Origin of the sequence: Phytohabitans aurantiacus, assembly GCF_027923225.1 — a bacterium.
Taxonomy (GTDB): domain Bacteria; phylum Actinomycetota; class Actinomycetes; order Mycobacteriales; family Micromonosporaceae; genus Phytohabitans; species Phytohabitans aurantiacus.
The window spans coordinates 27,273-49,160 of the sequence record NZ_BSDI01000053.1; the positions used below are offsets into that span (position 1 = coordinate 27,273).

Annotated in this window: 20 protein-coding genes; 4 read left to right on the plus strand and 16 right to left on the minus strand. The window is 71.1% G+C overall.

Going from position 1 to position 21,888, the window contains the following annotated elements:
* From QMG73_RS36500 to QMG73_RS36525, 6 genes are all read right to left on the minus strand, one after another.
* Complete coding sequence (locus tag QMG73_RS36500; protein ID WP_281903511.1) at positions 1-1,116, minus strand: DegT/DnrJ/EryC1/StrS family aminotransferase; 1,116 nt, start codon at positions 1,114-1,116, stop codon at positions 1-3.
* The gene (locus QMG73_RS36505; protein WP_281903512.1) at positions 1,113-1,754 is read right to left on the minus strand and encodes an acyltransferase; all 642 of its coding nucleotides are present in this window, start codon (positions 1,752-1,754) and stop codon (positions 1,113-1,115) included. Before QMG73_RS36505 ends, QMG73_RS36500 begins: the two co-directional genes overlap by 4 nt.
* On the minus strand, positions 1,751-2,782 hold the full coding sequence (locus tag QMG73_RS36510) for a Gfo/Idh/MocA family protein (protein ID WP_281903513.1): 1,032 nt from the start codon (positions 2,780-2,782) through the stop codon (positions 1,751-1,753). Before QMG73_RS36510 ends, QMG73_RS36505 begins: the two co-directional genes overlap by 4 nt.
* Positions 2,775-4,289, minus strand: coding sequence for an O-antigen ligase family protein (locus tag QMG73_RS36515; RefSeq protein WP_281903514.1), 1,515 nt, complete (start codon positions 4,287-4,289; stop codon positions 2,775-2,777). The genes QMG73_RS36510 and QMG73_RS36515 overlap by 8 nt, the downstream gene beginning before the upstream one ends.
* Positions 4,290-4,363: 74 nt before the next feature.
* The gene (locus QMG73_RS36520) at positions 4,364-5,797 is read right to left on the minus strand and encodes a lipopolysaccharide biosynthesis protein (RefSeq protein WP_281903515.1); all 1,434 of its coding nucleotides are present in this window, start codon (positions 5,795-5,797) and stop codon (positions 4,364-4,366) included.
* Positions 5,798-5,810: 13 nt separating this feature from the next.
* Positions 5,811-7,022, minus strand: coding sequence for a glycosyltransferase (locus QMG73_RS36525; protein ID WP_281903516.1), 1,212 nt, complete (start codon positions 7,020-7,022; stop codon positions 5,811-5,813).
* 595 nt (positions 7,023-7,617) lie between these two features.
* On the opposite strand from QMG73_RS36525, the gene QMG73_RS36530 reads away from it, so the two are divergent.
* Complete coding sequence (locus QMG73_RS36530) at positions 7,618-8,529, plus strand: 5'-3' exonuclease (RefSeq protein ID WP_407676904.1); 912 nt, start codon at positions 7,618-7,620, stop codon at positions 8,527-8,529.
* Positions 8,530-8,598: 69 nt separating this feature from the next.
* On the opposite strand, the gene QMG73_RS36535 is transcribed toward QMG73_RS36530, so the two are convergent.
* From QMG73_RS36535 to QMG73_RS36550, 4 genes are all read right to left on the minus strand, one after another.
* Entirely contained in the window at positions 8,599-8,769 is a 171-nt protein-coding gene (locus QMG73_RS36535) for a hypothetical protein (protein WP_281903519.1), read from the minus strand.
* Between the two features lie 476 nt (positions 8,770-9,245).
* On the minus strand, positions 9,246-10,109 hold the full coding sequence (locus tag QMG73_RS36540; protein WP_281903520.1) for an MHYT domain-containing protein: 864 nt from the start codon (positions 10,107-10,109) through the stop codon (positions 9,246-9,248).
* 98 nt (positions 10,110-10,207) lie between these two features.
* Positions 10,208-12,952, minus strand: a complete 2,745-nt coding sequence (locus QMG73_RS36545; protein WP_281903521.1) for a DEAD/DEAH box helicase — start codon at positions 12,950-12,952, stop codon at positions 10,208-10,210.
* A 16-nt stretch (positions 12,953-12,968) separates the two neighbouring features.
* A complete protein-coding gene (locus tag QMG73_RS36550) occupies positions 12,969-14,063 on the minus strand; it encodes a hypothetical protein (RefSeq protein ID WP_281903522.1) in 1,095 nt (364 codons plus the stop codon).
* Between the two features lie 144 nt (positions 14,064-14,207).
* Here QMG73_RS36550 and QMG73_RS36555 point away from each other — a divergent pair, with 144 nt between their 5' ends.
* The gene (locus QMG73_RS36555; RefSeq protein ID WP_281903523.1) at positions 14,208-14,951 is read left to right on the plus strand and encodes an HAD family hydrolase; all 744 of its coding nucleotides are present in this window, start codon (positions 14,208-14,210) and stop codon (positions 14,949-14,951) included.
* A 74-nt stretch (positions 14,952-15,025) separates the two neighbouring features.
* Here the strand turns inward: QMG73_RS36555 and QMG73_RS36560 are convergent, their stop codons facing one another.
* From QMG73_RS36560 to QMG73_RS36585, 6 genes are all read right to left on the minus strand, one after another.
* Positions 15,026-15,925 carry a diacylglycerol kinase family protein gene (locus tag QMG73_RS36560; RefSeq protein WP_281903524.1) on the minus strand — a complete coding sequence of 300 codons (900 nt, stop codon included), beginning with the start codon at positions 15,923-15,925 and terminating at the stop codon, positions 15,026-15,028.
* A 1-nt stretch (position 15,926) separates the two neighbouring features.
* Entirely contained in the window at positions 15,927-16,859 is a 933-nt protein-coding gene (gene tatC, locus QMG73_RS36565; RefSeq protein WP_281903525.1) for a twin-arginine translocase subunit TatC, read from the minus strand.
* A gap of 14 nt (positions 16,860-16,873) precedes the next feature.
* Positions 16,874-17,152 (minus strand): Sec-independent protein translocase subunit TatA, encoded by a 279-nt coding sequence (gene tatA / locus QMG73_RS36570; protein WP_281903526.1) that lies wholly within the window; start codon positions 17,150-17,152, stop codon positions 16,874-16,876.
* Between the two features lie 69 nt (positions 17,153-17,221).
* On the minus strand, positions 17,222-17,470 hold the full coding sequence (locus QMG73_RS36575; RefSeq protein ID WP_281903527.1) for a hypothetical protein: 249 nt from the start codon (positions 17,468-17,470) through the stop codon (positions 17,222-17,224).
* A 4-nt stretch (positions 17,471-17,474) separates the two neighbouring features.
* Positions 17,475-18,434 (minus strand): helix-turn-helix transcriptional regulator, encoded by a 960-nt coding sequence (locus QMG73_RS36580; RefSeq protein WP_281903528.1) that lies wholly within the window; start codon positions 18,432-18,434, stop codon positions 17,475-17,477.
* Positions 18,431-19,417 carry a helix-turn-helix transcriptional regulator gene (locus QMG73_RS36585; protein WP_281903529.1) on the minus strand — a complete coding sequence of 329 codons (987 nt, stop codon included), beginning with the start codon at positions 19,415-19,417 and terminating at the stop codon, positions 18,431-18,433. Before QMG73_RS36585 ends, QMG73_RS36580 begins: the two co-directional genes overlap by 4 nt.
* 57 nt (positions 19,418-19,474) lie before the next feature.
* On the opposite strand from QMG73_RS36585, the gene QMG73_RS36590 reads away from it, so the two are divergent.
* Positions 19,475-20,398 (plus strand): cation diffusion facilitator family transporter, encoded by a 924-nt coding sequence (locus QMG73_RS36590; protein WP_281903530.1) that lies wholly within the window; start codon positions 19,475-19,477, stop codon positions 20,396-20,398.
* A 156-nt stretch (positions 20,399-20,554) separates the two neighbouring features.
* The gene (locus QMG73_RS36595; RefSeq protein ID WP_281903531.1) at positions 20,555-21,628 is read left to right on the plus strand and encodes a DUF3866 family protein; all 1,074 of its coding nucleotides are present in this window, start codon (positions 20,555-20,557) and stop codon (positions 21,626-21,628) included.
* Positions 21,629-21,888: the final 260 nt, after the last annotated feature.

Below are 21,888 nucleotides of genomic sequence, written 5' to 3' on the forward strand. Positions count from 1 at the left end.
TCACGCGAAGTAGTCGGTCACCGCCGCGACGACCGTCGCGTGCTGGGCGGCCGTCAGCTCCGGGTACAGCGGCAGCGACAGGCACTCGTCGGCCCACGCCTCGGTCGCCGGCAGGTCACCACGCTGGTACCCGAGGAACTCGTACGCCGGCTGCAGGTGCAGCGGCACCGGGTAGTGCACGCCGGCACCGATAGCGCGCTGCTTCAGGAAGGCGAGAAGGGCGTCACGGTGGGCGGTGCGGACGAGCGCGTGGTGGTACACGCTGCGGCGGCCCGGTGTCTCCGGCGGGAACCACAGGTCACCGATACCGTCCAATGCGGACACGTAGTCGGCCACGAGCTCGGCGCGCCGCTGGTTGTCGGCGTCCAGCGTGCCGAGCTTGGCGTGCAACACCGCCGCCTGGAGCGTGTCCATGCGGTGGGCGTACCCGATGATCTCGTGCTCGTACTTGGAGGTCCGGCCGTGGTCCCGGAGCCTGCGCACGGCGGCGGCGAAGTCGTCGTCGTTGGTGGTGACCGCTCCGGCGTCGCCGAAGGCACCCAGGTTTTTGCCCGGGTAGAAGGAGAAGCAGCCGGCGAGCGCGTGTCCGCCGGCCCGCACGACGCTGCCGTCCGCGCGCGTGATTTCGGCGCCGTGCGCCTGCGCGGCGTCTTCGATGACCGGCACGCCGGCGTCCGCGGCGATAGCGCCGATCTGCTCCATGTCAGCGGGGCGGCCGTGGATGTGCACCGGCAGTACCGCCCGCACGCCGTCGATGGCGTTCTTGAGCGCGGCGGGGTCCATCGCGCCGGTCTGCGGGTCGATCTCGACGAACCGTGGCTTCGCGCCCAGCCAGCTGACCGGCTCGATGGTGGCGATGAACGAGTGCGCCGGCACCGCGACCACGTCGCCCGCGCCCACGCCGGCCGCCGCGAGTGCCAGGTGCAGCGCCGCGGTGCCGGAGCCCACGCCGATCGCGTGCCGGGTGCCGCAGAACGCCGCGAACGCCTCCTCGAACGCCCGCAGGTGCGGCCCTTGGATGAACGCGGTGGACTCCACCACGTCGCGCATGGCGGCGTCGATGGCGTCCTTGTGCCGCAGGTATGCGGCCTTCACGTCGACGAGCGGGACGTTCACGGTGTCTCCAATGGGTAGGGACGGTGGTCGAGCCCAGCCGGGCACAGCAGATCGTCGATGGTCTTCACCGGGCGGGCGGCGGTGCCGACGACGACCGCGCCGGGCGCGACATCCTTGGTGACGACCGCGCCGGCGCCGATCAGCGCCCGCTCTCCGATGTGGACACCGGGCAGGATCGTGACATTGGCGCCGATCCGGGCCGCACGTCCGATGTGGACTCCACGCAGGCAGCGTGAGACCTCGGGGCAGCGCGGAAACGGCGCGTTCGTCAGCGTGACCCGAGGGCCGAGCCAGGCGTCGTCTTCCAGCACCGAGTACTCGGGCACGAAGCAGTGCGAGTGCACCCGCACCCGGTGGCCGAGCGTCACGCTGTGTTCCAGTACCGACATCGACCCCACCGACACGTTGTCGCCGGCGGTCGTGTGCTCGCGGATCAGCGTGTGGTGCCCGGTCTGGAAGCGTTCGCCGGTGCGGACGCCCGCGTACACGACGGTGTGGCTGCGCAGTGTGGTGCCGTCGCCCAGCTCGGTCTTGACGTCGGCGGGACCGGACCTGCCGACGACGCAGAACTCCTCGACGACGGTGCTGATGCCCAACCGGACCCCGTCGGCGACGACAGCCAGCGGGCTCACACTCACGGAGCAGCCACCAGTGGGGCGCGCACGGCGACCTGCGCTCCGCCGGCCCGCAGGGACGCGTTGACGGCCTCCAGAACCGCGACCACGTCGACGCCGTTCCAGCCGTCGGTGCGGGGGCGCTCGCCGGTGTCGACGCAGTAGAGGAAGTGCCGCAGCTCCGCCGCGAGGGGCTCGACCTCTTCCAGCGACGGCGTCTGGATGACCCCGTCGCGCAGCGTGTACTGCCAGCCGCCGTACTCGTCCTCGTAGACCCGGTCGGCACCCTTGTCGAACACGCGCAGCTTGGCCACCGGGTCCATGTCGTCGTACACCAGCATCTGCTTGCTGCCGACCACCGTCGTCCGCCGGGTCTTCGACGGATCGAGCCAGCTCACGTGCATGTGCGCGAGTACGCCGTCCGGGTACCCGACGGTGACGAACGTGACGTCTTCGACGGAGGCGTTCAGGAACCGGGCGCCCTCGGCCGACGCCCACTGTGGACGCTGACCGACGAGGTAGTTGGCGATCGACACGTCGTGCGGCCCGATCGACCAGAAAGCGTTGATGTCGCTCTGGATACGACCCAGGTTGAGCCGCTGCGAGTGCAGGTACAGCAGGTCGCCGATCGAGCCGTCTGCGACCAGCTCGCGCATCCGCCGCACCGCCGGCACGTACTCGAACGTGTGCCCCACCATCAGCGTCAGGCCGCTGTCGTCGGCGCGGGCGGCCAGCTCGATGGCGTCCGGTGTGGACAGCGCGAGCGGCTTCTCCACCAGCACGTGCTTGCCGGCCTCCAGCAGCCGCCGGGTCAGCGGCGCGTGCGTCGCCGCCGGGGTCGCCACGATGACCGCGCCGACGGACGGGTCCGCGAGCACCTCGGCGAGGTCGTCGGTGACGGTCACTCCCGGGTACAGGCCGGTGGCTTTGGCGCGGCGCTCGGGGTTCAGCTCGACCAGGTACCGCCAGCGCGGGCCGGCGTGCACCTGGAGGTTGCGGGCGAGGTTCGGCCCCCAGTAGCCGAAGCCGATGAGTGCGACTCCGTCAGTCACGGTCTTTCTCCAATGTGGTGGTTGATTCGCGGCGCAGCCACACCCACGCCAGGCCGAGGATCGTGAACAGCTGTGCCGGGAAGAGCGGGTCTTCCAACGACGGCGCCAGGCACGCGACGAGCACCGCGAACGTCATCGCGGCGGCCGCCCAGTACAGGAACGGGTGCGCGCTCTCCTTGCGCCGCCAGGCCGCCCGAACGATCGGAGCGATGAGCAGGGTCAGCCACACCAGGTACGCCAGCGCGCCCAGTGCGCCGGTCTCGACGAGCAGGTGCAGCCAGAACGAGTCCACCTGCTTCTCGTTCGACCCGTAAAGCCGGAAGCCGTCCGGCCCGAAGCGCGTGTCCTTGTACCAGAGCGGGTCGTGCTGGTACGCGACGATCCCGCCGAACTGGCCGACGCCGTACCCGAGGACCGGCCGTGCCAACCACAGCTCGATGCCCTGCTGCGTATAGAGGACGCGGACCTCGCGCTGCGGGATCTGGTTTCCGTCCTGCTCCTCGCAGCCCTCGTTGCCCTCGACGCAGAAACCGTCTTTCTCGGCGCCGCTCGGCAGGTCCAGCGCGCTGAACACGCCCGCGAGCCGGCGGCTCAGCTCGGACCGGTTCTCCGGGCTGACGGCCAGCTGCGCGGCGGCGAAGCCCACGACGAGAGTGACCGCCGCCGTGCCGGCGAGCCAGCGACCGCGGCGCAGCAGGCAGATGACGCCCGCGCCCGCGACGAACCCGAGCGTCGATTCGCGCGACTGTGTGGCGGACAGGGCCAGCGCGAGCACGCCGAACGCGACCCACCATCGCCACCGGATCGGTCCTGACCGAGTGATCAGCCAGGCGAACAGCCCCAGCATCGCCAGCGCGAGGAGGTGGCCAAGGTGGTTCGGGTGGTCGAGGAGGGCGTGCGCACGGTTGATCCGGGCCCAGGTCATGTTGACCCAGCCGAGCTGCTGGTACGAGTTGAGGCCAGCCATCGTCTGCCAGATGGCGATCAGCGCGTTGAGGCCGACGACCACCGCGACGACGCCGAGCACCGCCTTGGTGCGCCGCCGGTCCGGGTCGGCCGCCCGCCACGCGTAGAAGACGATGACGCCACGCAGGTAGACGTAGACCGCCTCACCGATCAGCTTCACCGGCGAGTCGCCCGCGAAGCCGGCGGCCACGAGCACGACGGCCAGCACACCGAGCGCGATGTCGGCGGGCGTGCGGAAATCGCGCCACCGCCGGTCCACCAGGATCTTGATCAGCGTGACCGCGAACAGCGTCAGGTACAGCGCGTTCTTGACCTGCTTGGGCCAGGCGGGCCCTTCGGCGACCAGATTGCCCTCGGCGTCGATGTACGGAGTCGCGAGCAGCGTTTGCACCCAGGTCTCGAACAGCACCTCTACGAGCAGTGCTCCGAGCAATGCGACGAGAGTTGCTCCGAGCACCCGGGACAGCCGCCCGCGGGAGTGCTCGTCGGGGCGTGGTCCATCTGCCGCGGCAATCTCGATCCGCGGTTCTGCAGCCAGCATGAACCCCCCGACATCCTTTCCTTGCGAGCCGTCTTCGACGGCTGAGTCGCTGTGTGCCCTGGACAACCGAGCCATCACACGCCGCCCGCCCGACCAGTTGGTGAACTGCCGGCGACGGCCGGCTGACCTGTCGCCGAATCGTCCGGCCGCTCGCCGCGCCCTCGGCGCAGCGTGATCAGGTCGCCACGCAGCACCAACGCGCCGGCCGCGAGCACCACGCCGGCGAGTGCCGCGTCGATCGCCGGCTCGCGCGGCAGCCACCAGGACGCGAGCAGCGCTCCACCCACGACACCCGCGCCCCGAAGGACCGGCCCAGACCAGGACATCCCGTGGTGCCGCCACGCGATCACGAACGGCCCGCCGGCGGTCACCGCCGTGCCGCACAGGTACCCCAGGCCGACACCGGTCGCACCGCCCAGCAGCGCCACCACCGCGAACCCGGTCAGCGTCCCCAGCACCGCCGACGCCACGGGCACCCGCACGTGCGCGCCGCTCGACAGCGCGTTGACCGCGGGGACACTCACGACCGCCAGGTAGGTGGCCACCAGCATCAGGCGCAGCACGGGGGCGCCGCCGGCGTACCCGGAACCGCCGAAGACGGTCAGGACCTCCGGCGCGAGCGGCAGCGCGGCGGCGACCAGCGGTGCGAGCACCGCGAGCAGCGCCCTGGTCGACAGGTCGGCCCGCCGGCGCACGCCGCTCACGTCGCCGGCGCCATGAGCGCGTGCCATCGCGGGGAAGAGCACGATGCCCAGCGCGCGCGGCACGAAATACACCGGGGCGATCAGGGTCACCGCCGCGGCGAAATACGCCACCTCGCGCGGTGCGGCGAACCGGTTGGCCAGCAGCTGCGTGCCCTGCAGGAAGCCCTGCGAGCACAATGTGCCGACACAGGCCAGTGCAATGAACGCGGCAATCTCGCGGCGTTGCGCACTGCCCGGCGCGGACATTGCTCCGTGCATCACCGGCCGCAACCGCCACCATGCACCGAAGGTGAACAGCGCGTAGCCCGCGGCCAGCGGCAGCAAATACACGGACCAGCCGAGTGCCACCACCAGCGCCGTCGCCGACAACGACAATGCCGAGCAGGCCAGCTCCAGCTTCGTGTACCCGGACACGAGATCGAACCCGTAGAGCACCGACTTGAGCACCGAGTACATCGAGAAGGCGGTGCACAACGCGGTGACCTGAATTGCGTCGAGCATCCTCAGGTCGAATGCCACCTGAGCGCCCCACCCCGCGGCGACGCCCAGCCCGATCGCACCGACCCATCCCACTCGGAGCACCAGGCGATATACACCGCGCGCCGCCGGGTCATTGCCCCGACCATGCTGGTACGGGATGAACTTGGCCGCGGCGCTCGCCAACCCCGCCGGAAGGAGCAGGCTGGCGATCGTGGTGACCGCGATCAGCGAGCCCACGAGGCCGTAGGTTTCATGATCGGTGGCGCGGCTGACCAGTACGCCGTGCAGGAGCCGGGTGAGGCCGAGCGCGACAAGCCCGGCCATGGTGAGTAGCGTTCTACGCACGCTTCGCCAGGCGGTCGATGACCGCGAAGTAGTGCTTCTTCTGCTCACTCCAGCGCAGGCCGGCCATCACCTCGGTGGCACGCCGGGCCTGTGCCAGCGCCTTCTCGGGGTTCCGGGCCAAGTCGCGCATCGCCTCGGCGAGCGTCTGCGGGGTGGCCGGGTCGACGTACCGCACCGAGTCTTCCGGGAAGTAGCGGGCGATCACCGGGTTCCGGAAGGTGATGACCGGGATGCCGAGACTCGCGTACTCCAGGAGCTTGGTCGGCAGTACGCCATCGGTCCACGGATCGAGCTGGCTCGGTATCAGTCCAATGTGGACGCGGTCGAGCTCGGAGACGATCTCGGGCAGCGGGTAGAGACGGGTCGGCAAATCCACGTCGACACCGAGAGCCTCGACGCGGTCCCGCAGTTCGTCCAGGCCGTCGCCGCTGCCGCGTACCTGCAGACGGGCCCCCGGAACATCGGACCGGATCGCGGCCAGCGCCTCCGTCGACGCCACCAGACCGTGCCGGGGCGCGATCAGTCCGTGGTAGCTGAACACGACCTCGCCGTCCGGGTCCCAACCGCGCGGCCGCTCGCGGGGCACGAACAGCCGCTCGTCCGGGCAGTTCATCACCACCGAGACCGGTCGGCGGGTCAGGTCACGCAGCATGTCCGCGTACGGTTCGTGGACGGTCAGCACCTCACGGGCGAACCGCAGCGAAGCCTTCTCCGACGCCGACACGGCAGCCAGCACCTTGCGCCGGTCGGCGAACTTGGAGGCGAACAGCTTCGACGTCAGGTCGTGCACGTCCAGCAGTACCGGCACGCCAAACAGCCTCGGCACCGCCGCCGCGAACACCAGCGCCTCCGGCATCGAGTGCGCCTGCACCACGTCGAACGCCCGGGGACGCCGGCTCAACCACCCGGCCGCCCGCGCGCCAAACCCGCCGTACAGCGATAGGTACGCCTTCGCGGAACTGCCCCGATACTTGCGGGTGGGCAGGTGCACGACGCGTACACCGTCCACAATGTCCACCTCGGGGCGGCCGGGGGCGTCGAGGGCCAGTACGGTCACCTCGTCGCCGCGCGCGACCAACGCCTCGGCCTGGCGGCGCACCCGCGGGTCGGACTCGTACTCGCTCACCACCACCATCCCGACGCGCAGCGGACGGATCCGCTGGGGCGGTACGGGGGCGGGTGTCTCGGTCGCCGGCAACGTCACGGCAGCGACAATATGCACGAGAATGGGGATGTTGACCCGGTCGCGCGGTACATCCGCCAACCTTTCGCCCGGCGTACCCTCCGCCGACACCTCCCCGTAACCGCCCCCGCCCGCCCGTTCCCCTCTCCCTCGCTCCCCCACTCCCGGCACCCGACGGTCCCCTACGCGAGGCGCGGCGCTCGCACCGCGCGCGTTGCCCCCTCTCCCCGTCGATCAAGGGCGAATGCACGTGGTTGGATCTCTTCTCCGCGTATGTCCGCCCCCAGGCCAGCCCGGCACGGCGTGTCGCCACGCCGCTTCCGCCGATCAAGGGCGAATGCACGCGGTTGGATCGCTTTTCCGCGTGCATTCGCCCTTGATCCATGCGAATGCCCTTGATCGGCGCGGCACGCGCCTCGCGGCGACGGATCACGCGCCGCGCCAGCCTCGCGCCACGCCAGCCTGGCGCGGTGCGTGCCTCCCGCGGCGCGGGCCTTGTGCCACGACGGCCCCTGCGACGACGGGCCTTGCGCGACGGATCCCGCGGCCTCGGGCAGACCGCCGCGCGAGGCCGCGGTCGGGCTGGGTGTCGGATGGGTGTGACAGGCTGTTGGGCATGACGCTGCTGTTGGTGGACGCGCCGAGCCTGTACTTCCGGGCCTACTTTGGCATCCCCGAGTCCGCCGCGCGGGCCCCCGACGGCTCGCCGGTCAACGCGGTGCGCGGCTTCCTCGACATGCTCGCCAACCTCATTCGCAGCCGCCGTCCCGACCGGCTGGTGTGCGCGCTCGACGCCGACTGGCGCCCGGCCTGGCGTGTGGCGCTGCTGCCGTCATACAAGGCGCACCGGCTCGCCGAAGGCGGCGCGCCGGGCGAGGAAGTCGTGCCGGACAACCTCGTCCCTCAGGTGCCACTGATCCTCGACGTGCTCGCCGCGATCGGCATTCCCGCGATCGACGCGCCCGGATACGAAGCCGACGACGTGCTGGGCACCCTCGCCACCACCCAGCCCGGCCCGGTTGAGGTGGCGTCTGGTGACCGCGACCTGTTCCAGCTCGTCGACGACGCCAAGCCCGTCCGCTTGCTGTACTGCGGTCGAGGCGTCGCCAAGCTCGAAGACTGTGACGACGCGGCGGTCCGCGCGAAGTATGGCGTGCCGGCGGCGGCGTACGCGGACTTCGCGGCACTCCGCGGCGACCCAAGTGACGGCCTGCCCGGCGTGCCCGGCGTCGGCGAGAAAACGGCTGCTCGCCTGGTCAGCCGATACGGCACGCTCGACGGCATCGTGGCGGCGCTTGACGATCCGGCGTCAGGCTTCGCTCCCGGCCTGCGGGCCAAGCTCCTGGCCGCTCGCGACTACCTGGCCGTCGCGCCCAAGGTCGTACGCGTCGCTCGTGATATCGCGCTCCCCGACCTCGACACGGCACTCCCGTCGGCGCCCGCGGACGGCGACCGTTTGCTAGCTCTAGCCGAAAAGTGGAATCTGGCCGGCTCCTGCCGGCGCTTGGTCGACGCTTTGGCGCGCTAGCCGCACCCCGGACGTGTTCGCGGCGCCCGCTGGTGCCTGTGTGCGGCGCGCCACCACCCCCAAAGCGTCCTAGGAGGCTAGCCTCACCGCGAGCACCGCGAGCACCGCGAGCACCGCGAGCACCGCGAGATCTTGCTGGCCGAGCGGCCCACCGGCAGGACGCTGCACCGCCCGCGCCGCTCTTGCGCCAGCGCGGCCGAGCCCCAACGCCCGCACCACGCCGATCAAGGGTAAGTCCATCGATCAAGGGCGAATGCACGCGAAAAGAGATCCAACCACGTGCGTTCGCCCTTGATCGGCGCAACCGGCGTGGCGACACGCCGTGCCGCGCCGCCCGAGCGGCGCCCGCCCATGGATCAGAGATCCAACCACGTGCGTTCGCCCTTGATCGGCGCAACCGGCGTGGCGACACGCCGTGCCGCGCCGCCCGAGCAGCGCCCGCCCATGGATCAGAGATCCAACCACGTGCATTCGCCCTTGATCGGCGCGGAGGCCGGGCGCGGTGAGCGGCGCGGAGAACGGCTCGGCGCGGAGAACGGCTCGGCGCGGAGAACGGCTCGGCGCGGAGAACGGCTCGGCGCGGAGAACGGCTCGGCGCGGAGAACGGCACGGCGCGGAGAACGGCTCGGCGCGAAGAGCGGCTCGGCGCGAAGAGGGGCACGGGGCAGAACGCGCGGCGATGACGACGGCGCGGGAGAGTGATGGTGCCGGGTGGGTTAGCGGCGGCGGGGGGTGTACGACGTGGTGTTGCGGCGGGGGCGGGGGGTGAAGCCGTTTGGCGCCGGCGGCAGCTCTGGCTGGGTCTTCTCGCGGTCGGCGATGCGGGCGTCGAGGTAGGCGGCGCCGGCCCGGTCGTCCTCGGTCGGGGCGGCCAGTACGGCGTAGATCAGCGCGATCACCACGAGGATCACGGCGAGGATGATCGGTACCAGCAGGTTGGAGGCGGTGGCGCCGCTCGGGTCGCCGGGCTCCTCGTGCAGGTGTGCGGACATCGAGGACATGCCGGTGAAGTGCATGCCGTTGACGGCGACGCCCATGACCAGGGCGGATGCGATGATCGCCAATACGCCCTTGACGTTTACGACGAGCCACAACGCTACGCAAGCGGCGACCACGGCGATCACGACCGACAATGCGACGCGGGTGGTGTCGTATGCGATGTCGGCGTCGACGCGCATGGCGGCCATGCCGGTGTAGTGCATCGCGGCGACGCCGAGACCGGCGAAGAGGCCGCCGAAGAGGATCTTCACGATCGATGGGCGGCCCATGCCGACGATGAACAGGCCGATGCCGACCACGACGACGGCGATGATCGCGCTGGCGGCGGTGAGCGCCACGTCGTACCGGATGCGCTGGCCGACGACGGAGAACCCGAGCATCGCCATGAAGTGCATGCTCCAGATCGCGGTGCCGCCGATCGCCCACGCGGCGAGCATCAGGAACCAGGCACGCTGCGCTGACGAGTGCGCCTCCCGCACCCGTACCGCGCAGGTGAGGCCGAGCAGCGACCCCAGCACCGAGAGCGCGTAGCTGAGTATCGGCGTGATCAGGCCGTATTCAAAGTGATGAATCTCCGCCACAAGTCCCCCCACAGTTCCCGCCCGCAGATACGAAGACGGTTCGCGTCCGCGATCATTTACGGACGAACGGAGTTCTGCAAGGGGTAAACGGCTAAAAGTCAGACCGAATTGTAGATGAGAACGCCTCGTTTTACGGCAGTCATCGCCGCGCGTGCCGTATCGCGTACGCCGGGCGACGCGGCGGCCGCGTCGGTCAGTTGACCGAGCAGGTCGACCACCTGACGCGCCCATCGCACAAAGTCACCGGCCGGCATCTCGCCGTCGAGATTGTGTCCGCTTGCGAGCACCTTGGCCAGATCCTCACCGCGTGCCCAGCGGAAGATCGGCCACACGAAACCGAGGTCGGGTTCGCGGGTGAGATCCAGGCCACGGGCGGCCTCGTCGGCCTCCAGTTCGGCCCAGATCTTGAGGGTCGCGTCGACCGCGTCGGACACCGGCCCGCGCGGTACCGACGCCCGTTCGTCGCCCTCGCGCCGCGCCTCGTACAGCACGACGGAGACGGCCGCGGCCAGCTCGGACGGGGACAGGCCGTCCCAGATCCCGCGGCGCAGGCACTCGGCGACGAGCAGGTCGGCCTCGGTCCAGATCCGCGCGAGCATGCGGCCCGCGTCGGTCACCTCGCCGTCGGGCGTCAGGTATCCGCGCGTGGCCAGCAGGTCGCAGACGTTGTCGAACGTACGGGCGAGCGAGCCGGTGCGCCCGGCCACCTTGTCGCGCAGCTGCTGGGTGTCGCGCTCGAGCCGGTGCCGGCGCTCGGCCCAGCGGGCGTGCTCCTCCCGCTCCTCGCACGCGTGGCACGGGTGCTGCCGCAACTGGATGCGCAGCAGCGCCAGCTCGTGGTCCTCGCCATTGCCGCGAGACTTGTTGCGCCGCCCGGCGTGCCGGTCAAGACCGGTCGCGGTCACCGCCGACGCCAGGTCGCGGCGCGCGGCGGGCGCGCGGTGGTTGAAATTCTTGGGTACCCGGACCCGCGCCAGCACCTCGGCCGGGGCGCTGAAGTCGGCCGGGGACACCCGACCGGCCCAGCGATCCTGGGTCAGCACCAGTGGCCGCGGCTCACCGAAGCCACCGGCACCCGGGTCGAGAACCACCGCGAGGCCGGCGCGCCTGCCGGACGGTACCCGAATGACGTCACCCACGCGAAGGCGCTCCAGGGACCGCACAGCTTCCGCGCGACGCTGGCTGGTGCCTTGCTTCGCGAGCGCCCGCTCGCGGTCGGCGATGGCCACGCGGATGGCGAAGTACTCGTCGAAGTCGCCGTGGTGGCAGCGCACGTCCTTGCCGTACGTCTCGATGGTCGCAAGGTTGTGCTGCACCTGCCGCGCGAGGCCGACCACCGACCGGTCCGCCTGGAACTGGGCGAACGACGACTCCAGCAGCTCGCGGGCGCGGTCGGCGCCCACGGTGCCGACCAGGTTGGCGGCCATGTTGTAGGACGGCCGGAAGCTGGAACGCAGCGGGTAGGTGCGGGTCGATGCCAGTCCCGCGACGTGCCGCGGGTCGACCTCGGGCGCCCACACGACCACGGCATGGCCCTCGATGTCGATGCCCCGCCGCCCGGCGCGGCCGGTGAGCTGCGTGTACTCCCCCGGCGTCAGATCGACGTGCGCCTCGCCGTTGAACTTGACCAGGCGTTCGAGCACCACGCAGCGGGCCGGCATGTTGATGCCGAGCGCGAGGGTCTCGGTGGCGAAGACCGCCTTGACCAGGCCGCGGACGAACAGCTCCTCGACGACCTCCTTGAAGGCCGGCAGCAGGCCCGCGTGGTGCGCGGCGAGGCCGCGTTCGAGCCCGTCGAGCCATTCCCAGTACCCGAGGACCGACAGGTCTTCGCCGGAGAACGCGACCATGCGGCTCTCGACGACCCGCCGGATCTCGACGCGCTCCTCGGGTGAGGTGAGGCGCAGCCCGGCCTGGAGGCACTGCTGGACGGCCGCGTCGCAGCCCGCGCGGCTGAAGATGAACAGGATCGCGGGGAGCAGGCCCTCGCGGTCGAGGCGCTCGATGACGTCGGCGCGCAGCGGCGGGCGCCAGCGCCGCCCCCGACGGCCGTATCCCGGGCTGTATCCGTCGGTCATCTCCAGGCGGCGCAGCGTCTCGCGGCTGTAGCGCAGCAGTTCGGGGTGCACGTCGTGCTTGCGAGCCGCGTCGGCGTCGTGGAACAGGTCGAACATCCGCTTGCCGACCAGCATGTGCTGCCACAGCGGCACCGGCCGGTGCTCGCTGACCACCACGGACGTCTCGCCCCGCACGGTGACAAGCCAGTCGGCGAACTCCTCGGCGTTGGAGACGGTGGCTGACAGGGACACGAGTGTCACCGAGGCGGGCAGATGGATGATCACCTCTTCCCAGACCGCGCCGCGGAACCGGTCGGCGAGGTAGTGCACCTCGTCCATGACCACGTACGCGAGGCCTTCGAGGGTGGTCGAGCCCGCGTACAGCATGTTGCGCAGGACCTCGGTGGTCATCACGACCACGGGCGCGTCGCCGTTGATGGCGTTGTCGCCGGTGAGCAGGCCGACCTTCTCCGCGCCGTACCGCTGCACCAGATCGTGGTACTTCTGGTTGGACAGCGCCTTGATCGGCGTGGTGTAGAAGCATTTGCGCTGGGTGGGCGAGGTCAGCGCGAGGTGCACGGCGAACTCGCCGACGACGGTCTTACCGGCACCGGTGGGCGCGCATACGAGTACGCCGCTGCCCCGCTCCAGGGCCTCGCAGGCTTCGCGCTGGAAGTCGTCGAGGTCGAAGCCCAGCGCCGGAGCGAACTCGTCCAGGGCGGGGAACGCGGCGGCCTGCGCGGCCCGGCGGCGCGCCGCGGCGTACCGCTCGGCGGGGCTGCTCATGCTCCAAGGTTATCCGCTAGGTGAGCCCATATTCCTCGCGGCGGGGCACGAGTCGCATGGCGAGGCGGGCGCGGCCCGGACCGTCGAGCTGGCGCGGCCCGTACTTGGCGTCGAACATGCGCAGGACGCTGTCGCGGTCGGGCACGGAGTCGCCGTCGACGCGGGCCAGCCGGAAGTTGCGCCCGATCCGCCCGTCGATGCTGAGCGGGCGCGAGGTGACGATGTCGAGCCGCCCGGTGCCGTGGTCGGTGAGCTGGTCGACCATGGGCGCGCCGTCGATGAACCACGCACCCTCGACGAGGACGAAATGGACACCGCAACTGCGCAGCGGGGTGTCGCGGTGGAACACGGTCAGCGGCACCGCGACGTAGTCGCTGAGCGGGCGTGTGCTGGCGTGCCGCCACAGGTCGTCGAAGCGGCCCTGCACGAACTCGCCGAGCGGGCTCTCCAGATACACCTCCAGGTGCGGGGACGCGGATGCCCGTACGCCGATCGGGAAGAACGAGATGAGCGCCTTGTCGTCCCAGCGGAACATCTGGATCGACGGCGACGCGTCGTAGATGCGCACCTGAAAGCGGGCCTGCTGTGCGGGCGGCAGCGCGAGGGCGAACTCGTACAGGTGCCGCAGGTTGTCCTGGATGACGCGGCGCACGTCGACCGGCCGGATCTCCTCGGCCCGCTGCGAGGCGGCCGCCGAGTCCGGGTCGAGCAGCAGCACCCGTACCGTCGCGCCGTTGCCCAGCGCCGCGCCCACCGCCTCCAGAAACCTGCCCCGGCTCGTGCCCTCCAGCATGTGCATGCCGGTGTCCATGACCGTGACCAGGTCGGACGCGCCCGCCACGTGACCGCTGAACTCGTCGTGGTCGAAGCTCGGGTGCTCCTCGACCCGCGACCGGCGCAACTCCTCGAAAATCGGGTCGAAGACGGCGTACGACAAGGCGACCATCACCACGGCGGCGCCGATGTTGAGCAGTAGGTCGCTGTTGAAGCCGGTGGTGAGCCGGGCCGCGAGCAGGAGTATCGCGGCGACGACCAGCAGGATCAGCACGCCCACCAGGCGCCGGGCCCGCCGGCGAAGCCGGAGGCGGGCCTTCCTCCACCACCCGCGCAACGACCCTCCCCGGTGTATGCGTGCGCTCTCGCGGAGAGAGCGTAGCGTTCCGCGGCCCGTCGGTGACCGCGAGCGGCGTGAGTGTCAACGAGACCAGCGTGTCCCCCGGCGAGCCCCGACGAGCCGCTCGATAGGGTCACGAACGTGCCGGACCATGCCGAATCGCTCAGCCCATCACCGCAGCGGCGCCCGGTCGAGGCGGTGCTCTTCGACTTCCACGGCACACTCGCCCAGGTCGAAGACCCCGTGTCGTGGGTGACCGCCGCGGCGAACGCCTGCGGGGTGACGCTCGACCGCGGCCGGGCCACCGTGCTCGCCGACCGCCTGGTCACCGCGGGCCGTCCCGGCGGGCCGCTGCCGCACCGGGTGCCGCCGCACCTGGCCGAGGTGTTCGCCGACCGCGACCTGTACGAGCACGCGCACCGGGCCACCTACCTCGGGCTGGCGGCGACCGTCAACGCGGGCGTGGATGGCTTCGAGGAGGCCCTCTACGAGCGGCTGCTGCGCCCGGACGGCTGGGTGCTCTACACGGACACGGTCGCCACGCTGGTCGCCCTCCACGAGGCCGGCGTGCCGGTCGCGGTGGTCAGCAACATCGGGTTCGACATCCGGCCGCTGTTCGAGGCGTGGGAGCTGTCCGAGTACGTGGACGCGTACGTGCTGTCGTACGAGGTGGGCCGCTGCAAGCCGGATCCGGCGATCTTCATGCGGGCGTGCGCGGCGCTGCGCGTCGACCCGGAGCGCGCGCTGATGGTCGGCGACACCCCCGCGGACGCGGGAGCGGTGAAGGCGGGGTGCGCAGCGCTGGTGCTGCCCGCGGCGGACCCAGGCCGCGCCAACGGCCTGTCCGCCGTGCTCGACCTGACGGCCGCAAAGCCAGCACCGTGACCCCCGCCTTCGTGATCAGGGCGTCCCTCAAGTCGCTCTAACGACTTCAGGGACGCCCTGATCACGAAAAAGGGTTACGCGAGGAGGTGGATGGCTGCGGGGACGGCCTCGATCCTCACCGGGAGGGGGAGGCAGCGTTCGCCGTCTACGTAGGTTGTGATGCCCTCGGCCTCGATCTCGACCACGCGGGCGCGTGCCGTGTGGACCAGCGGGTGGTCGATGTGGGTGCCCTCGTACGTTTTCGGCTTCAGGCGCACCAGGGTCGGCCGGTCGACGTCGGCGTAGACCACGTCGAGCAGGCCGTCGGTCGGGTCGGCGGTCGGGACGATGCGGATGCCGCCGCCGTAGCTCGGGCAGTTGCCGACCGCCAGCAGCACCGCGTCGAGCCGCCGCTCCTCGCCGTCGAGCCGCAGCACGTACCGGCGGGCCTTGAGCCGCACGAGCTCGACGAAGATCGCCACGTCGTACCGGCGCGGGCCGCGTGGCCAGCGCATCCGGTTGGCGCGCTCGTTGACCACCGCGTCGAAGCCGGCCGCCAGCACCGAGCCGTACCAGTGTGTCTCGCCGCCGGGCGACGTGACCCTCGCCAGGTCGATGGGGCGGGTGCGGGCCGCCTTGACCGCGTCAGCGATCGCCGCGGCGGCGGCCAGGGGCTCGGCGGGGACGCCGGTCGCCGCCGCGAAGTCGTTGCCGGTGCCGGCCGGCACCGCGCCGAAGGGCACGTCGGTGCCGGCCACCGCCTGCAACGCCAGGTGGACGGTGCCATCCCCGCCCACTGCCACGAGCCCGGCCGCGCCGTCGGCGACCGCGGCGTGGCACGCCGCCTGAGCATCCTCCCGGGTACTGGGATCGAGCACCCGGATCGGCCGGCCGGACTCGGCGAGCCGGTCCAGCACGGCCGGTGTGACGTCGTTGAAGCGCCCTCGCCCGGCGCCCGGGTTGATCAGCACCGCTAGCAGGGCCGGCTCTACCAACTCAGGTGCTCTCGTCGTAGCGGCGGTACTCGATCGCCTCGGGCGCCGGGATCGGCGCGACGGGCTCCAGCGGCTCCGGCTCGTCGACCGGGTCGAACGCGGCGAGCGGGGACGCCTCGTCGTCGCTGAGGCCCTCGTACTCGTTGTCACGCTTCGCGCGGCGGCGGTCGTTGAGGAACGCCACGCCCACGGCGATGAAGTACATCCCCGTCAGGCACACCGCGAGGGCGGTCATGCCGAACGGGTCGGGGGTCGGCGTCACGATCGCGGAGAACGCGAAGAACACGAAGATGGCGATCCGCCACCAGCTGAGCAGCCGCTTGGCGCTGGCGATACCCACGAAGTTGAGCATCAAGATCAGCAGCGGGAACTCGAACGCCACCCCGAATATCAGGATCAGGTTGGTGACGAACGAGATGTATCGGGTGACTTCCAGCTGCGTGGTGAGCCCGGTGACGCCGGACTCCAGCAGGAAGTGCAGGCCCTTCGACACCACGAAGTACGCCAGGGCGGAGCCCGCGGCGAACAGCGGCGCCGCGATGCCGACGAAGATGTACGCGTACTTGCGCTCGTGCCGGTGCAGGCCCGGCGCGATGAACGCCCACAACTGGTACAGCCACACCGGCGCGGCGACGATCAGGCCGATCCAGAGGGCCAGCTTGAGCCGCAGCAGGAACCCGTCGGCCGGACCCAGCTGGGTCATGAGGCACTCGCCGTCGGAGTTGACGGTGGTGCCCAGGTCGCAGTAGGGAGCCTTGAGCAGCTCGAAGACCGGTGTCGCGAGGATCATGCCGACCGCGAAGCCGACCACGATGCCCAGCGAGGCGCGGAACAGGCGCGTGCGCAGCTCGCGAATGTGCTCGACGAGAGTCATCGAGCCGTCGGCGGCGCGTTCGAAGTTCGTGGGGCCGCGCTTCTTGAGGCCGAAGGCCACCGGGAACCCCCGGGTCAGTTGTCGCGAGCGCGCTGCACCGGGTCAACGACCGGCGGCGCGGGAGGCTGCTGCTGTGCCTGCTGCGCCGACGGGGGCAGCGGCTGGCGGCCGTGCTGCGCGTCGGCCTTTTCGGCGAGGTCGCGCTCGTCGTCGGTCAGCGTCTTCGTCTCGGCCTTGATGATCCGCAGCGACTGGCCGAGCGAACGCGCCGCACCGGGGAGCCGCTTCGCCCCGAAGAGCAGAATCAGCACGACCACGAGTACGGCGATGTGCCATGGCTTGAGGGCGCCCATGGGAACTCCAGTTGCTGATCGTCGGTGAGGAGTGACGAGGCTATCGTACGTGTGTTGCCGGACGTACCGTCAACGCCCGCGTTTTGCCTGGATGGCGGCCAGCTGGCGCTGTGCCGTCTCGACCTGCTCCAGCAGCGGCTCGACGCGCTCCTGAAGGGTCAGCGCGGCGCTCTGAAGCGACTCGACGCGGGCCTGCTGGCGCTGCATCTTCAGCGCCGCCCGCCGCAGCCGCCCCAAGCGGCCGATCACCGGCAACACCGCCAACACCAGCACCACGAGGCCCAGCAGCACCAGGCCCCATGCGATCCAGGTCACCACCCGGCTAACTGTACTGGTCCAGCGCGGCCGCGGCGTCGTCGCGCACCTGCTCGACGAGCTCCGGCGGGGCGACCACGGTGGCGTCCGGCCCGAGCCCCAGCACGAACCGGCGGGCCCACGGCAGGTCGCTGACCCGCAGCGATACCAGCCACTCCTCGCCGTCGGCGCGCACCGACTCGCACGGGTAGTACTCGGTGATCCAGCGGGCACCCCGCCCGACCCGCAGCGTGACCAGGGGCAGCTCCGGGCCGGGTTGGAAGATGCCGTCGCTGAGGTCGTGCGGCTGGGCCTCGGCCGGCGGTTGGGACGGCTCGTCGAGCTCGTCGAGGGCGTCGATGCGGTCGACCCGGAACAGCCGTACCGCCTCGGCCCGCCGGCACCACGCCTCCAGGTAACCGCGGCCGCCCACCATCAGTACCCGCATCGGGTCGACGACCCGCTCGGTGGTCTCGTCGCGCGTGGCGGTGTAGTAGGTGATGCGCAGCGCGCGCCCGCGCTCGACGGCGTCGCGGATGCCGGCGAGCCGGTCGGCGTTGCCCGGCAGGCGCACCTCCAGCGGCGCGCCGATCCGGTCGCTGGACGCGCTTTCGATCTTGGCGAGGGTGCGCTCGACCGCGTCGCGGTTGGGCATGCCTGGCGTCTCGGCCAGCAGCCGCAGGGCCACGACCAGCGCGAGCGCCTCGTCGGGCGTGAGGCGCAGCGGGCGGTCGATGCCGGCGTCGTAGGTGATCGTCACCCGCTCGCCGTCGAACGCCATGTCGATCAGGTCACCCGGCCCGTATCCGGGCAGCCCGCACACCCACAGCAGCTCCAGGTCTTCCCGGAGCTGCTTTTCGGTCACGCCCAGGTCGGCCGCCGCCTCGGTGACCTCGATGCCGGGCCGGGCCAGCAGGTAGGGCACCAGGTGCAGCAGCCGGGCCAGGCGGTCGGCCGAGGTGCGCGGAGGCCGCGTCGGGGAGGTCACAGCCGCGCCGCCACCTCGTGCCGGGTGGCGATCTCCTTGAGCCGCTGGATGACCATCTCGCGCACCTCGGGCGGGTCGATCACCCGCACGTCGGCGCCGTAACCGACCAGGTGGCCGGCGAAGCCCTCGGCGTCGGCGTACGCCAGCACGAGGCGGTCGCCCTCGGGGCCCGGCGTCGACTCCTTCGCCCAGCGGCGCAGGCCGGCGGCCCGCCCCGGGCGCGCCACCACGGTGGCCCGGCCGTTGTGCTCCAGCGGGCCCGACCAGCGGGCGACGTGGCTGATCAGGTCGACGTCGGCGGGCGGCTCGTAGGCGCCGGGCTTGCCCGTGGCCTTGACCGTGCCGACGATGCGGGAGAGGCGGAAGCACCGGGCTGCGTCGCGGTCGAGGTCGTGACCCACCACGTACCACCGGCCGCGCCAGCAGACCGCGCCCCACGGCTGCAGCCGCCGGCGCGTTGGCGCGTCCTTCTCCGGTACCCGATAGTCGAAAGTGACCACGCGCCGCTCGCGCGCGGCGGCCGCGAGCGGCACGAACGCGGGGTCGACGGTGACCACCGGCTCGACGCTGAGCGTCGCGTGCGGGTCGATGTCGATGCCGGAGGCGCGCAGCTTGGCCAGGCCCGACGACGCCGCCGCGGCCAGGCCGGCGTGGCGCCACAGGCGCGCGGCGATGCCCACGGCGGCGGCCTCGTCCGGTTCGAGTGGGATGTCGGGCAGCGCGTACTCCCGGGCGTCGATCCGGTAGCCCGGCTCGACGTCGAAGGCGCTCGCGGTGCCCGTCGACAGGGGGACGCCCAGCTCACGGAGCTCGGCCTTGTCGCGCTCGAACTTGCGTTGGAACGCTTCGTGGTCACGAGGGTCGTCGGGATCGTGTTCATAACCGGGTACGGTCGCGGCGATCTGCGCGGCGGTCAGAAACCGCCGCGTCGACAGTAGGCAGATCACAAGGTTGACCAGCCGCTCCGTGCGAGTGCGCGACACGCCTTCGATGCTAGTCCGGTTCGCGCATATGTACGGGACCGGTCGTACGCTCGGCGCGTGGCGGAGCCGAATAACACGGAGAGTGTCGGAACGGTCATCGTAGCGGGGTTGGCCAATCTCGCGATCGCGATCGCCAAGGCCGTGGCCGGCCTGATCTCGGGTTCGGCGGCGATGCTGTCCGAGGCCGCACACTCGGTCGCGGACACCACGACCGAGGTCCTGCTCTATGTCGCCCTGCGGCGCGGCGCGCGGCCCGCCGATCCGGTTCACCCGTTCGGGTACGGCCGGGAAAGCTGGGTGTGGGCGTTCATCGCGGCGCTGTTCACGTTCGTGGCGGGTGCCGGATTCTCGATCACGCACGGCGTGCACACCATCCGCACCGGCGAGCACAGCGGCGATTATCTTGTGTCGTACGTGGTGCTGGCGGTGTCGTTCGCGATCGAGTCGGTGTCGCTGGCGCGGGCGGTGCGGCAGGTCCGCACGGCGGCGCGGCGGTGGGACACGACGCCGGCACGGTACCTGCGGCTGACGCCGGACACGGCGGTGAAGGCCGTGTTCCTGGAGGACAGCGCGGCGCTGATCGGGCTGCTGCTGGCCGGTTTGGGCGTGGGACTGGCACAGTACACGGGCGACGAGCTGTGGGACGGGCTCGCGTCGATCGCGATCGGGCTACTGTTGCTCGTGGTGGCCGCGATCCTGGCGCGCAGCAACGTGTCACTGCTGGTGGGACGCTCCGTGCCGCGCCGGCTTCGCGATCTGCTGGAGGCGGATCTCGCGTCGCTTCCCATCGTCGACCGGGTCGACACCCTGCTCACCATGCAACTCGGCCCCGCCGACGTGCTGGTCGCGGCCAAGGTGGACTTCGCCGACGACGCGACGGGCGCGGATATCGAGGCCGCCGCAGACGAGGCAGAGCGGCGGCTCGCCGAGCGGTACCCGGGCATCCGGTACGTCTTCCTCGACCCGACTCGGCGACGCTGATCCCGCTCGTTCGTCTTTCCTGGCTTCCTGGCTTACTCGGACGGGCCTGGCGTCCTTGGGCGGGCCTGGCTTTCTCGGGCGGGCCTGGCTTCTTGGGGTGCTCCTCGCGGCGATCCCTTTCGCGGTCGGGGCTGGTGGCGTGGTTAGGTGTTGGCCGTGATCAGGTGGCGGTCTGGGGTTGTGTCGTCTGTCGACCGGTCGTGGCACGGTGCCGTTTCTCTGTCGGTGTCCGTCGAGGGCGGCGCCTCGATGCCGGCGCTCGCCTATCCGTTGCTGGTAGGCACGCCGGTCGTCGGCGACCGGGTGCTCCTGAACGTCGGAGCGCAACTCATGGGTCTCGGGACCGGCGGCTACGCACTCGTCGTCGCGCTCCCTGACCGCCTGCCCGCCGATCCACCCGACGACGCGACCACCCGCGACGCGGGACACATGGTGAAGGCGCGGTACACGCCGTTGCAGGCGATCGTGCAGGGGGTGGACGAGCCGTCGTCGCCTCACGCGAATGCACTTTCGGAGGCGTCCGACATCGGCGGTATGCCGGTCGTGACCGCCGATCTGCACTCCGCGTTGCCCGCGATCCTGGCCGGGATACTGTGCGACGCACCAGCCGCACGGGTCGCGTACGTGATGACCGACGGCGGGGCGCTGCCGGCGTGGTTCTCCCGGACGCTCGACGGGCTACGGGAGACTCTCGCGGGCACGGTGACGGTGGGCCAGGCTTTCGGGGGCGATCTGGAGGCGACGACAGTACACAGTGGACTGCTCGCCGCGCGGCACGTGCTCGGGGCGGACGTGACCGTGGTGGCGCAGGGCCCGGGCAACCTCGGCACGGGTACGACGTGGGGCTTCTCCGGAGTCGCCGTGGGCGAGGCGGTCAACGCGATCGCGGTGCTGGGCGGCCGGCCGGTAGGGTCACTGCGCATCTCGGCGGCCGACCCCCGCCCGCGGCACCACGGCGTATCCCACCACAGCCTGACGGCGTACGGCCGAGTGGCCCTGGCACCGGCCGACCTGGTCGTTCCCGCCGGGGTCGAATCCCTGATCGGCGACGCGCTCTCGCCCCTGGCCTCGCGCCACCGCATCGTGACGGTGGCGGTGGACGGACTGGAGGAGGCGCTGCTCGCGTCACCCGTGCGACTGTCGACGATGGGGCGTGGGTTGCCGGAAGACCGCGAGTACTTCCTGGCAGCAGCCGCAGCCGGCCGCCACGCAGCATCTCTACTCGCTTAACCCCTCTCCCACTCCACTCCCACCGCCCCGCGCAGCCCCGCGCCCGCCCCGCTCACACCGCCCCGCTCACCGCGCGAGACGCCCTTTCCGTCGATCAAGGGCGAATGCACGTAGTTGGATCTGGCGGTCTCCACCGGTCAGTGCAACAGAGGGCTGATCTTGGGAGGCTGCTGGTATGGCACGTGCGGGAGTGATCACCGCTGATCTGCGGCGGGTGATCGAGAACATGTGGGGCCGAGGCAAGTCCTGCGCGGAGATCG

Excerpts from the sequence above, each read along its gene's own strand:
- QMG73_RS36530 (WP_407676904.1), top strand. The coding sequence starts at position 7,618 with ATGACGCTGCTGTTGGTGGACGCGCCGAGCCTGTACTTCCGGGCCTAC.
- QMG73_RS36535 (WP_281903519.1), bottom strand. The coding sequence starts at position 8,769 with ATGGACTTACCCTTGATCGGCGTGGTGCGGGCGTTGGGGCTCGGCCGC.
- tatA (WP_281903526.1), bottom strand. The coding sequence starts at position 17,152 with ATGGGCGCCCTCAAGCCATGGCACATCGCCGTACTCGTGGTCGTGCTG.
- QMG73_RS36515 (WP_281903514.1), bottom strand. The coding sequence starts at position 4,289 with ATGCTGGCTGCAGAACCGCGGATCGAGATTGCCGCGGCAGATGGACCA.
- QMG73_RS36545 (WP_281903521.1), bottom strand. The coding sequence starts at position 12,952 with ATGAGCAGCCCCGCCGAGCGGTACGCCGCGGCGCGCCGCCGGGCCGCG.
- QMG73_RS36520 (WP_281903515.1), bottom strand. The coding sequence starts at position 5,797 with ATGGCCGGGCTTGTCGCGCTCGGCCTCACCCGGCTCCTGCACGGCGTA.